Annotated in this window: 13 protein-coding genes and 1 pseudogene; 9 read left to right on the top strand and 5 right to left on the bottom strand. The window is 71.0% G+C overall.

Translation table 11 applies throughout. The features are described from left to right. Nucleotides 1–159 precede the first annotated feature (159 nt). Entirely contained in the window at nt 160–573 is a 414-nt protein-coding gene (locus tag ACVV2G_RS00705; RefSeq protein ID WP_453840560.1) for an aggregation-promoting factor C-terminal-like domain-containing protein, read from the top strand. Nucleotides 574–662: 89 nt separating this feature from the next. Here ACVV2G_RS00705 and ACVV2G_RS00700 read toward each other — a convergent pair whose 3' ends face one another. From ACVV2G_RS00700 to ACVV2G_RS00690, 3 genes are read right to left on the bottom strand one after another with little or no spacing between them, the layout of a single operon-like run. Beyond that, a complete protein-coding gene (locus ACVV2G_RS00700) occupies nt 663–1049 on the bottom strand; it encodes a PIN domain-containing protein (RefSeq protein WP_453840559.1) in 387 nt (128 codons plus the stop codon). Next, nucleotides 1046–1309 carry a hypothetical protein gene (locus tag ACVV2G_RS00695; RefSeq protein WP_453840558.1) on the bottom strand — a complete coding sequence of 88 codons (264 nt, stop codon included), beginning with the start codon at nt 1307–1309 and terminating at the stop codon, nt 1046–1048. The genes ACVV2G_RS00700 and ACVV2G_RS00695 overlap by 4 nt, the downstream gene beginning before the upstream one ends. A 51-nt stretch (nt 1310–1360) precedes the next feature. Then, nucleotides 1361–2362: a GlxA family transcriptional regulator gene (locus ACVV2G_RS00690; protein ID WP_453840557.1), complete on the bottom strand. Its 1002-nt coding sequence runs from the start codon at nt 2360–2362 to the stop codon at nt 1361–1363. Nucleotides 2363–2513: 151 nt separating this feature from the next. Here ACVV2G_RS00690 and ACVV2G_RS00685 point away from each other — a divergent pair, with 151 nt between their 5' ends. The 3 genes from ACVV2G_RS00685 (at nt 2514) to ACVV2G_RS00675 (ending at nt 5099) form a co-directional block, all read left to right on the top strand. Further along, a complete protein-coding gene (locus ACVV2G_RS00685; protein WP_453840556.1) occupies nt 2514–3104 on the top strand; it encodes an isochorismatase family protein in 591 nt (196 codons plus the stop codon). After that, nucleotides 3104–3826: a cysteine hydrolase family protein gene (locus ACVV2G_RS00680; protein ID WP_404174832.1), complete on the top strand. Its 723-nt coding sequence runs from the start codon at nt 3104–3106 to the stop codon at nt 3824–3826. Before ACVV2G_RS00685 ends, ACVV2G_RS00680 begins: the two co-directional genes overlap by 1 nt. Before the next feature lie 130 nt (nt 3827–3956). Next, entirely contained in the window at nt 3957–5099 is a 1143-nt protein-coding gene (locus tag ACVV2G_RS00675; RefSeq protein WP_453840555.1) for a hypothetical protein, read from the top strand. Here ACVV2G_RS00675 and ACVV2G_RS00670 read toward each other — a convergent pair whose 3' ends face one another. Next, nucleotides 5100–5576 (bottom strand): ATP-binding protein, encoded by a 477-nt coding sequence (locus tag ACVV2G_RS00670; protein WP_453840554.1) that lies wholly within the window; start codon nt 5574–5576, stop codon nt 5100–5102. 94 nt (nt 5577–5670) lie between these two features. Between ACVV2G_RS00670 and ACVV2G_RS00665 the strand changes: the two genes are divergently transcribed. The 5 genes and pseudogenes from ACVV2G_RS00665 to ACVV2G_RS00645 all read left to right on the top strand — a co-directional run. Then, nucleotides 5671–6519 carry a helix-turn-helix domain-containing protein gene (locus tag ACVV2G_RS00665; RefSeq protein ID WP_453840553.1) on the top strand — a complete coding sequence of 283 codons (849 nt, stop codon included), beginning with the start codon at nt 5671–5673 and terminating at the stop codon, nt 6517–6519. Then, nucleotides 6479–6760 carry a DUF397 domain-containing protein gene (locus ACVV2G_RS00660; RefSeq protein ID WP_453840552.1) on the top strand — a complete coding sequence of 94 codons (282 nt, stop codon included), beginning with the start codon at nt 6479–6481 and terminating at the stop codon, nt 6758–6760. The genes ACVV2G_RS00665 and ACVV2G_RS00660 overlap by 41 nt, the downstream gene beginning before the upstream one ends. A 132-nt stretch (nt 6761–6892) precedes the next feature. Continuing rightward, entirely contained in the window at nt 6893–7369 is a 477-nt protein-coding gene (locus ACVV2G_RS00655; RefSeq protein WP_453840551.1) for a hypothetical protein, read from the top strand. Between the two features lie 49 nt (nt 7370–7418). Beyond that, the gene (locus tag ACVV2G_RS00650; RefSeq protein ID WP_453840550.1) at nt 7419–7865 is read left to right on the top strand and encodes a hypothetical protein; all 447 of its coding nucleotides are present in this window, start codon (nt 7419–7421) and stop codon (nt 7863–7865) included. A 570-nt stretch (nt 7866–8435) separates the two neighbouring features. After that, nucleotides 8436–9641: pseudogene (locus ACVV2G_RS00645) on the top strand (hypothetical protein); the annotation flags it as partial. Here the strand turns inward: ACVV2G_RS00645 and ACVV2G_RS00640 are convergent. Further along, a complete protein-coding gene (locus ACVV2G_RS00640; protein WP_453840549.1) occupies nt 9595–11802 on the bottom strand; it encodes a bifunctional glycosyltransferase 87/phosphatase PAP2 family protein in 2208 nt (735 codons plus the stop codon). The pseudogene ACVV2G_RS00645 and the gene ACVV2G_RS00640 sit on opposite strands and share 47 nt — an antisense overlap. Nucleotides 11803–11843 lie beyond the last annotated feature (41 nt).

Genomic DNA, 11843 nt, shown 5'->3' with positions numbered 1-11843 from the left:
AGCAAAGGGGGTGATTGCGGACGGGTGTCCGTCCTGTTTCTCTGGACGGGTCGCCAGGCGCCGACGCCCTCACGGGCAGCGGCGCCGACGCATGACGCCCGCCGCGCGCCACGTGGCCGGCGTGCGCCGACGCCCCTGTCCCCGAAGAAAGGCCCTCCGTTGACCGCCGCCTGCCTCCTCCGCAGTGCCGCCACCCCGAAGAAGGCGCTCGCCGGTGCCGCCCTGGCCGCGGCCACCTGCGGCACGCTGGTCGCCGCCGCGCCCGCGCAGGCCGCGACGCCGGCCTCCTCGGCGCAGGCGACCGCGAAGAAGATGATCGGCGACTCGGCCGAGTACCGGTGCTTCGCCAGGATCGTCGACCACGAGAGCGACTGGAACGTCAGCGCCATCAACTCCTCCAGCGGCGCCTACGGCCTGGTCCAGGCCCTGCCGGGCTCGAAGATGGCCTCGGCCGGCTCCGACTGGAAGACCAACGCGGCCACCCAGATCGAGTGGGGTCTGGACTACATGAAGGACCGCTACGGCGGCGCCTGCGACGCCTGGAGCTTCTGGCAGGCCAACGGCTGGTACTGACCCGGCCCGCACCACGCTCACCACAGACCGAGGGCGGCGCCCCCCCGATCCCCGGGGCCGCCGCCCTCGTGCGTTCAGGTGCTCGCGCGTCAGCGGTCGAGGTCGAGCACGGGCAGACCGCGTCCCTCGTACGCCTTCGGCTCCACGGTCGCGACGAGAGCGTCCGCGCCCCACTCCGGCAGGTGGCGGGCGGCGTGGATCGCGGCCCCGATCCCCGGCGGCACACCGTCGCGGCTCAACCGGGCGACCGCCAGCGCGGCCGGATAGTCGAGGTCGACCGTGTGAATGACGTCAAGTTGCCCGACGTGTTCAGCGATTCCGAGAAACGCGCGGTCCGCCTCCAGGAGAGAGAGCGTCGGGGCCCACAGGCGGGTCTCCGTCTCGAAGTGGGCCCGGTGGACCAGCGCGGACACGTGCCGGTTACCCGACAGCGCCAACAGCGTGGGCGCGTCGAGGACCAGATGGTGCAGGATCACGCCGCCTCACCCTGCTGCTGGGCGAACGCCTCCCGGAGCCTGCGCCCCATCGCCGCGCTCTCCTCGTCGTCGACCTCGACCCCGAAGTGCTCGGCCAGGTACGCACGGGCCCGCTCGGCCCTCTCCTGGCGCTCCTCCTCGGTCAGCGTCGACTCCGCGAACTCCTGCACCAAGGACCGAATCGACGTCCCCCGGGCCTCAGCGATCACCGCCAGGCGGTCCCGCACCTCGGCGGGAACCCGAATCATCGCATCACTCATGCCGGGAGTATACGTCTATGTATACGCCTCCGGCGCCGCTTTGGGCCTCCCTCAGCCGGCGCCCGTGCGGAACCGGCGCCGGTACTCGGTCGGTGTCGTGTCGAGTCGGCGGCGGAACGCCCTGACGAGGGTGTCGACGGTGCCGAATCCGCACGTGGAGGCGACCCGTTCCAGGGTGGCGTCGGTGGATTCGAGCTGGTGGCGCGCCACCTCGACGCGGGCCGACTCGATGTAGGCGTGCGGGGTGGTGCCGAGTTCGGTCTTGAAGATCCGGGTGAGCTGCCGGTCGCTGACGTGGGCGCAGGCGGCGAGGTCGGCGACGGTGAGCGGTTCCGCGATGTTGCGCATGATGTGGTGGCGTAGATCCTCGATGCGCCGTGTCGTGGAGACCTGCTCCAGCGGGACGCTGAACTGACTCTGCCCGCTCGGCCGCTTCAGGTACATCACCAGCTGCCGTGCGACGCGCAGCGCGACGTCCTCGCCGAGGTCGTCGGCGATGAGGGCGAGTGAGAGGTCGAGGCAGGCGCTGATGCCGGCGCCGGTCCACACGTCGCCTTCGCGGATGAAGATCGGATCGGCGTCGACCTCGACGGCCGGATGGTCGGCGGCGAGCTGCCGCGCGGTCGACCAGTGGGTGGTGGCGCGCTTGCCGTCGAGGAGTCCGGCGGCGGCGAGGATGTGCGCCCCGACGCAGACGGACGTGACCCGCCGGGTCCGGTCCGCGAGCTGTCTCACCCGCTCCACCACCGCGGGGTCGGTGAGCGGGTGCACGCGGCGCTGGTCGTCCACCTCGACGGCGCCGGGCACGATCAGGGTGTCGATGCTCTTCGTGGGCAGCCCGGACAGTTCGTCGAAGGTGGTGTCGGGCAGGACGCGGACCCCGGCGCCGGTGGTGACCGGCGCCATGGTCTCGGCGGCGAGGACCACCTCGTAGCCCGCCGCCTCGTCCGTCTCGCGCCGGGCGAGGGAGAACACCTCCGGTGGTCCGGTGACGTCGAGCAGGTCGACGTCCTCGAAAAGGACTATGACGATCAGTCGTCTGACGGTGCTCAAGAAGGTCCCACTCCCAAGCTCGGCGACGGCCATGTCGGTTTCTGCATGTTAGACGACATTGCCGACACCCGGCGGTGAGCCATAGCGTCATGGACACAGGTCACCGCACCGGTGAACCACCTCCCCCGACAAGCACGTTAGGCGACTTCCCATGCCCAGAACGACGCTGCGCCGGCTCAACGGCTTCGACGACACCCCCGCGAAGCTCGCCGAGTCCACCCTGGTCCTCGTCGACTACCAGAACACCTACACGACCGGCGTCATGGAACTGGACGGCTGGCGGGCCGCACTCGACGCCGCCGCCCAACTGCTGGCACGGGCCCGCCAGGAGGGCACGAAGGTCATCCACGTCGTCAACGACGGCGGCGAGGGCACCCCGTACGACATCCGCGCCGAGATCGGCGCCATCCACCCGAGTGTCGCACCGGTCGACGGCGAGCCCGTCGTCGTCAAGAAGGTGCCGAACGCGTTCGTCGACACGGACCTGGCCGAGCACGTCGACGCCGCGGGCAACAGCGACCTCGTCATCGCCGGGTTCATGACGCACATGTGCGTGACCTTCACCGCCCAGGGCGCCTTCCTGCGCGGCAACCGCCCGACCGTCGTGGCCGACGCCAGCGCCACCCGCGCACTGCCGGTAGCGGGCCTCGAACTGGACGCCCACCAGGTGCACTACAGCGCCCTCGCCACCATCGCCGACCTCTACGGGGTCGTCGTCCCGTCCCAGAAGGAGATCTCCTGATGAAGCTGCTCCGCCCGGCCGTGGCCCTCGCCACCGCCGCCGTCCTCTCGGCCACCGTCGCCGGGTGCGGCGGGAGTTCCGAGGCCGCCACCTCCGAGGACAAGCCGTCGGCCGCCGCCACCGCCCAGAAGAACGTCGCGAAGGACACGACGACTCTGCGCAAGCTCAACGGTCTCGGCGAGACCCCGGCCACGCTCTCCGACGCCACCCTCATCCTGGTCGACTACCAGAACACCTACACCGAGGGCGTGATGGAGCTCGACGGGTGGAAGCCGGCGGTGGACAACGCCGAAGCCCTGCTGAAGCGGGCCCGCGAGGCGGGCACGCCGGTCATCCACATCGTCGACAAGGGCTACGACCTGAAGTCGAAGGCAGGCCAGATCATTCCGGCGCTCAAGCCGGCCAAGGGCGAGCCCGTCGTCGAGAAGAGCGTCCCCAACGCCTTCCACGGCACCGATCTCGCCGAGCAGGTCAAGAAGGCCGGGAACAAGAACGTCATCGTCGCCGGGTTCATGACCAACATGTGCACCCTGTTCACCGCCCAGGGCGCGTTCCTCAACGGCAACGCGCCGACCGTCGTCGCCGACGCCTCGGCGACCCGGCCGCTGCCCCTGAAGGGCAACCCGAACGGCATTCCCGCGCAGCAGGTCCACGAGGCCGCCCTCGCCACGGTCCAGGACCTCTACGGAGTCGTGGTCCCGTCGCAGAAGTCCCTGACCTGAGACCGGCGGGCCCCCACCCCGCCGACCCCACCCCACACTGAACTCCCCCCACCCTGATCTCCCCCCACGCTGTTCCCCCCCACATCGCCAAAAGGCACTTCCGCTCACCAGAGAAAGCAGACAACGGGGCATGGCAACACGTAGAGGTTTTCTGGGTACCGCGTCGGCCGTCGGGGCGGCGACTCTCTTCACCGGCCAGTCGGCCTCCACCGCCTCGGCGGCGACCGCGGGGATCACCGCGACCGACGAGAAGGCGGCACGCGACGCGATACGCGCGGTCAACACCAGAATGCGCGCGAACTACGCGACCCTCAAGAGCGAACTGACGACGCAGCTCAGTCCGGTCATCGTCGTCTCGAACAACGCGGTCGGCGGACGCTTCACCCTCATCAACGGCGGCAAGCAGGTCGAGACCGTCGACCCGGTCCCGGAGTACTTCGAACTGGCCAAGTCGATCGCCCACGTCCCCCTGGGCCTGTTCTCGGTACTCGCCGCCTACCTCAGCGACCAGGTCCCCAACATCCCCAACGCGGACCGCATCGACCCGCACGACCTCGACATGGTCGTCACCAAGGCACCGGGCGACAAGGGCTGGATCACCCCGCTGAACGCCTTCAAGACCACGCTCCAGACGGCGCACACCAAGCTCGGCACCGCGAACCTCCCCCTGGACCTGGAGAATTCCTGCGACAAGATCCTGAGCGAGGCCGTCAAGTTCATCGACGCCTCCGTCACCGCCCAGTCGTTCGACATGGTGTCGTTCAACCGTTTCGCCGCCACCGTCTACCCGTCCATCCGCGTCAACATGACCTTCGCCGCCACCGCGCAGATCACCGGCATCGAAGGGCTCATGAAGCGCTGGCGCACGCTGATCGGCGAGAAGGCGTGGAGCGACCTCTACGTCACGGTGCTGTCGATCTGGACCACGGCCGAGCTGAACCAGGCGTCCATCATCATCCGCCGCACCATGAACCAGGCGAAGGTGGACACCCACCTGATCGACCTGCCGACCGTCGAGACCCCCTCGGACCCGATCTTCGTGGCCCTGGACAACCTGGCGCGCATCGTCCAGGACAACGTCGCCGCCGAGATGGTCTTCAACACCGACCTCAAGGTCGCCGACGCCCTCAAGGGCAAGGAGGACCTGCTCTCCGACGAGATCCTCCAGCAGATCGGCGGAACGGCGCCCACCGCCAGGACCGCCGCCTTCGGCACGACGGCGACGGCGACGGCCGGCGCCTGCCCGATCACCGGGCACACCGCAGCGGTGTGATCACCGGGCATCCCCCGCTTCCGGGGCGGGGGATGCCCCTCCGGGCCGCTCGGCGGCGTCCTCGCACTCGAACCACACCGTCTTGCCGTCCCCGGGCCCGGGCCCCACGCCCCACTTGCCCGCCACCGCGTCCAGCAGCACCAGCCCCCGCCCGCCTTCGGCGTCGTCACGCACCTCGCCGGCCAGGACGGGGAGCCGAGGGCAGCCGTCCGCCACCTCCACCCGGACCCCGCCCCCTCCGGCCTGCCGCAGCAACAGCAGCGTGCAGCGGCGGTCCGGGACGTGCCGTACGACGTTGGCGAGCAGCTCGGTGACGCCGAGTTCGACGGCGTCGGCCAGCTCGGCGAGGTCCCACTCGCGCAGGTACGAGCGGACGATCCGCCGGACGTGCCGCGCCGAGTGGGCGCCGGCGGTGAAGCTCATCCGGTACTGATCCGGGCGGTGGCCCACGAGGACCGAGGGAAAGTATTCGTTCACGGCACGAGCCTGACGTCGGACGACTACCGTGGGCTACCGAACGGATACAACCGGTCCCTCGGTGGACCGAGTTGGCGCGAGAGGGGCTCTCCGCATGACCCACGTCAACGTCCTCGACCCGGGCGCCTCGCCGCTCGACTACTACGGCTTCGAGCTGCGCCGCCATCGGGAAGCGGCCGGGCTGACACAGCGCCAGCTCGGCGACATCGTCAACTACACCGGCTCGCTGGTCGGCCAGATCGAGACGGCGCGGAAGCTGCCGACGCAGGAGTTCAGCGAACGCGTCGACGCGGCGCTGGGGACGGGCGGGTTGCTGTCCCGGCTGGTCGCGCTGGTGATGCGCAGCCAGCAACCGGCATGGTTCCAACAAGTGGCCGAGTTGGAGGTGCGGGCCACTGAGATCTACTCGTTCGATACGCACATGATCCATGGCCTCCTGCAGACCACGGCGTACGCGCGTGCCGTCCTGGGGGCGCTGGACCAGAGCAGACTCGACGACCGCACCGCCGTCCGAGTCGCGCGCCAGAAGATCTTCGAGAAGGAGAAGGTGCCGATCTTCTGGGCTGTGCTCAGCGAGTCCGCGCTGTACCAGGAGATGGGCGACCGGAGGACCATGCGGGAGCAACTCGCCCACTTGTTGGCCTTTGAGGACAACCCGCGGATCAACATTCAGATCCTGCCCTTCTCGGCAGGAGCGCACGCGGGGCTGCAAGGCTCGTTCGACGTCTACCGCTTCGCGGGCGACCCGCCCATCATCTACACCGAGGGCTACGGCAGCGGGCACCCGACCGCCAATCCGGACACCGTCGTGGACTGCTCACTCCGATACGATCATCTCCAGGCATCCGCACTCTCCCTCAGAGATTCGGCGGAGCTGATCCGGCGCTTGATGGAGGAACGCTATGGAGAGCAACACGCATCTGACGGGGGCCCAGTGGCGTAAGTCCAGCTATAGCGGCGACCAAGGCGGCCAGTGCGTCGAGTGCGCGCCGCTCGGCCCGCTGGCGTGGCGCAAGTCCTCGTACAGCGGCGACCAGGGCGGCAACTGCCTCGAAGTCGCCGAACTCCCCCGTCACGCCACCGTCGCCGTCCGCGACTCCAAGACCCCGGCGGGACCGGTCCTCACCCTCGCCCCCGCCACCTTCGCCGCCTTCGTCGGCTGGGCCTCCGCCGGGACGCGATGACCGCGCCGCCGGCGCTGCCACTCAGGCTTCCCCCTCGACGGCGGGACGCGGTCCTACCAGCACTGGAAGTGCTTCGAGCGGACCGTCACCGCGCACGGTGACCTGATCACCGAGCTGTCCCACCGGCACAACATGCGCAAGGCGCTCATCCAGACCACCGCCTACTGGGAGATGCGGCACATCGACCCGGCCGACGAGGCGGCCTGGGCAGCGGTCATCTCGGCCTCCGTCACGACCAGGCAGTACATCAGGGACACCTCCACGGGCATCGCCAAGCAGCGGGCCGTCACCCTGATCGGGGCGTGGAACCACGCGCTCGACAAGGGCTACGGGTCGGGCCGGCCGCGCCGGGACCTGTCCGTCGACGAGGACAAGTACAACGCGTGGAAGCAGGCGTACGACAGCGAGACGTACGCCCTCACCAGCGTCGCCCTGATCCACCGCTGGGACATCGACGGCAAGCCGGGCGGTGACGACGACTCACCGGCCCTGCGCCAGCCCACCCTGGCTACACGGACCAGGAGATCCACGAGGTCCTGCGCCGGTACCAGGGCCCAGGTGACGTCGCGTACGAGGAAGCCAAGAAGAGAATGGGGCTCTACTACGTGATGGAGAAGTACAACTCCATCTCCCGCAACCTCTGACAGGAGTACGGCACATGTCAGGCGACGAGCCCTACGCCGAGCACGATGGTGCCCTCCTGCTCCTGCTGATCCTGGCCGGTCTCGTCACCGTGGTGTGGCTCACGGTCCGTGTGATCACCGGCCTGGTCCGCGCCCGGCGGAACGGCACGGCGCTCCTCGGTCCGGCGACCGTGCTGGCCTGGGACGCGACGGTCGGGATGTACACCTGGGGGCTGCTCCACCTGTTCCTCCTCGACGGCCACGCCCAGTCCCGGGCCTGCGAGCAGGTCGTCGAAGGCAGGATCACCGGCTACGAACCGACCTTCGTACCACTGCACTTCGGCTGCCGGACCGGTGACGGGCGGGTGGTCGAGGCGGTCATCCCGTCCTACCTCAACCCCGCGACCGTACTGCTCGGAATCTGCGCTCTCGTCCTGACCCGGCTCGTCATCGCACAGCACAAGATGGGCACCCACACGTGACCACCCCTCTCTCCCGCCACCACGTACTACGCCGTGCCGCCTTCCTGGCCGCGGCACCGTTGTCGGTACTCAACTGCTCTCCTCTCCCGCCCTGGCGCGGCCCGAGGGCCCGGAGCCCGAGAAGCTCCGCGAGTCGGTGCGCAAGGCGCGGGAGCGCGACAAGCGCGTCCTGAGCGGCGTCCCGTCGCGCAACGGATGGGAGATGGAGAAGACCGCGGACGATCACGGGCACATCTACACCAGACCGGTACCGGGCATTCCGGTCGACGGCGTCCAGGTCCGCATGGGCGACGTCGAAACCGTGCTGGTCCACGTGATCCGCCGCTTCCCCTACGAGATCGACGAACTGCGCCGGGACGACGTGACCGGCTGGCGCCACCCCTCGAAGGTGCGCAAGGGCATGGCCGAGTCGAACCAGGCGTCCGGCACGGCGGTGCAGGTCCGGCCCGGCTCCTACCCGTCCGGAGTGCGAGGCGGCTACTTCCCCCAGCAGTCGGCGGTGGTCCGGGACATCCTCGCCGAGTGCGAGGGCGTGGTTCGCTGGGGCGGCGACGACAAGCACCCGGACGAAGCGGGGGGCGTACGACCTTCGCGCTCGGCCTCGCCTTCGGGCTGGCCGCGTGCCTGGTGCTGGTCCGGGAGCGGCGGCTCGTCCTCGCCGCCGGGTACGCGGCCCTGGCCACCATGGCGTCACCGGTGGCCGGGTTGTTCCTGGCCGTCGTCGGGGGCGGATACGTCCTCGCGCGCGAGCGGGGGCGCGCCCTGGTGCTGCTGGTACCGCCCGCCGCGGTCGTCGGGGTGACCACACTGCTGTTCCCCTTCAAGGGAGAGCAGCTGATGCCGGCGGCCCGCATGTGGCCGCCGGTCGTGCTCGGCCTGGCCGTCGCCGCCCTGGCCCCGCACGGCTGGCGGGTCGCCCGGTGGAGCGGGGCCGTGTACGCGACCGGGACCGTGCTGGCGTACCTCGTGGCCTCCCCCGTCGGCACCAACGTCGAGCGCTTCGCGGAGTACTGCGCACCCCCCGTGCTGCTCGCGGCCCTGCTCACCGCGCCCCCGCCGCGGCGCCTCGCACGCGGTCTGCTGATCGTCGCCCTCGTCTTCTCCGTCGGGTGGATGGGCAAGAAGACCGCCGACGACCTGAAGGAGTACACCGTGGTGCCCGCCTGGGCCGCCCGGACGGACGGTGTCGTACGGGCCCTCGACGGACTCGGCGCCGACCGCACCCGGGTGGAGGTCGTGCCCGCCCGCGACCACCGCGAGGCCTCCGGTCTCGCCCCGCACGTCAACATGGCGCGCGGCTGGAACCGGCAGCTCGACATGGAGCGCGCCCGCCTCTTCTACGACGGCAGCTTCTCGCCGGCCGCCTACCGGGCGTGGCTGGACCGCTGGGCGGTCGGCTTCGTCGTGCTCCCACTGGGCAAGCCGGACGGGTTCGCCGAACAGGAGGCGCGGCTCGTGCGGGACGGCGCCCTGCGTCCCGACTGGCTGGAGCCCGTCTGGGAGGACGGGCACTGGCGGATATACCGGGTGCGCAACGCCGTACCACTGGTCTCCGCGCCCGGGTCGGTCGTGACGACCACCAGCGCCGACCTGGTGCTCCGCGTGGACCGGCCCGGCCCGGTGACCGTGCGGGTCGCCTGGTCGCCCTGGCTGCGTTCCGACGGCGGGTGCCTCGCCCGGGACGGCGAGTTCACCCGCCTGACCGTCGGGGCGCCCGGCGAGTACCGGCTCAGCTCCCGGTACGGTCCTTCGCCGGGGCCGGGGGGTCGCTGCTGACCCCTTCGGCGGGCCGGCCGGTGTCCTCGGCGGGCGCAGGGGCGGGGGCAGACGAACGGGCAGGGGCGGGAGCGGGCGCAGGAGCGGGGACGGGCGCAGGAGCAGGGGCGGGGGCCGGGACGGCCTTCGCGGACGGGGCGGGCTCCTCGGCCGCGGCCACCGTGACCACCCGGGCCCTCGGACCCTGGAACAGGTACGTCAGGCCGAAGCCGGCGGCGACCACCACCGCACCGCCCACCGCGTCCAGCAGCCAGTGGTTGCCGGTCGCCACGATCGCCGCGACGGTGAACAGGGGATGGAGGAGGCCGAGGGCCTTCATCCACAGCTTCGGGGCGATGAGCGCGATCGCCACACCGCACCACAGCGACCACCCGAAGTGCAGGGACGGCATCGCCGCGTACTGGTTGGTGAGGTGGGTCAGCGTGCCGTAGTCCGGCTTGGAGAAGTCCTGCACACCGTGCACCGTGTCGATGATCCCGAGCCCCGGCATCAGCCGCGGCGGCGCCAGCGGGTACAGCCAGAAGCCGACCAGGGCCAGCAGCGTGGCGAAGCCGAGGGACGCCCGTGCCCAGCGGTAGTCGACCGGGCGGCGCCAGTACAGGACCCCGAGGACGGCCAGCGGGACGACGAAGTGGAACGACGTGTAGTAGAAGTCGAAGAAGTCCCGCAGCCAGCCGGCCTTCACCACGGCGTGGTTGATCGCGTGCTCGACGTCGATGTGCAGGAAGCGCTCCATGTCCAGGATCTGCCGGCCGTGCTCCTCGGCCCGCGCCCGGCCCGCCGAGTTGCTGCCGCCGGTCGCCGCGAGGCGGACCTTGGAGTAGGCGGCGTAGGTGACCCGGATGAGCAGGAGTTCCAGGAGGAGGTTGGGGCGGGTGAGGACCCGGCGCAGGAACGGCAGCAGCGGGACGTGCCGGAAGCGGGCCGGGACCGGCGGCGCGTAGCTCGCGGGGACCGGCGCGTCGAAGTACGGCGACGTGCGGGACAGGAACGGCACGGCGACGGCGGCGGCCAGCGCCGCGAGCAGGACGACGTTGTCGCGCAGCGGGTACAGGGCCGCCATGTTCGGCAGCATCATCTTCGCCGGCAGCGTCATCACCAGGACGACGGCGACCGGCCAGACGTACCGGTCGGAGGCGCGCTTGCCGACCCTGCCCGCCACCGCGAGCAGCACCCACAGGAGCTGGTGCTGCCAGGTGGCCGGGGACACGGCGACGGCCGCGCAGCCCGTGACGGCGACCGCGAGGAGCAGCTGGCCCTCGCGCGCGTAGCGCACGGCGCGGCGCAGGGCGAGGACGGCGACGGCCGCGCCGAGCAGGAGGAAGAGGGCGATCTCCAGCGGGCCGGAGAGCCCGAGGCGCAGCAGCGCGCCGTGCAGCGACTGGTTGGCGAGGTCGTCGGCCGCGCCGCCGAGGCCCACGCCGGCCATGTGGTGGACCCAGTAGGTGTGGGAGTCCTGCGCCATCGCGGCCCAGGCGACGGCCGTGCAGGCCAGGAAGGTGACCCCGGTGGACACGGCGGCCCGTCTGCGGTCCGTGAACCACAGCAGGGGGACGAAGAGGAGCACGGTCGGCTGGAACGCGGCGGCCACGCCGATCAGCACACCGCCCGCCCGGCCGGCGTGCGGGCCGCGTACGGCGAAGCAGCCCAGCAGCACGAGCAGGACCGGGATGATGCTGGTCTGGCCGAGCCACAGCGTGTTGCGCACCGGCAGGGAGAGCATCAGCAGACTGACGGCGACCGGCGCCGCCAGCAGCGCCGTACGGCGGCCCACCGGCTTCGGCAGGGCGCGGGCGGCGACCAGGCCGAGGGCCACCACCAGCGCCAGTGAGCCGAAGGTCCAGCCCCAGCCGAGAGCCTGCTCGGCGGCGCGGGTGAACGGTTTGAGGACCAGCCCGACGAAGGGCGTGCCGGTGAACCGGGTGGACTCGTACAGCGAGCCCTCCACGTGCAGGACCCCGTACGGTCCGACCCAGGTCTCCAGGTCCGTCAGCCGCTCGCCCCGCGGGGTGCCGAGGACCGCGGCCAGCTGTCGTACGGCGAGGACGGCGGCGATCAGCCACAGCCCGAGGCGCGCGGCCCGCAGCCCCGCTCTCGTCGCCTCGACGGCCGGGGCTCCGAAAGCCTCCGCCGGTCGCCCACTGTGCTCCGCATTCGCCACGCCTCGTCGGCCTCCCGCCCCGTTCGCACCGCGCCGGTGTA

It is taken from the genome of Streptomyces sp. JK94 (genome assembly GCF_053613315.1).
This window is presented reverse-complemented; position numbering and strand designations above follow the sequence as displayed.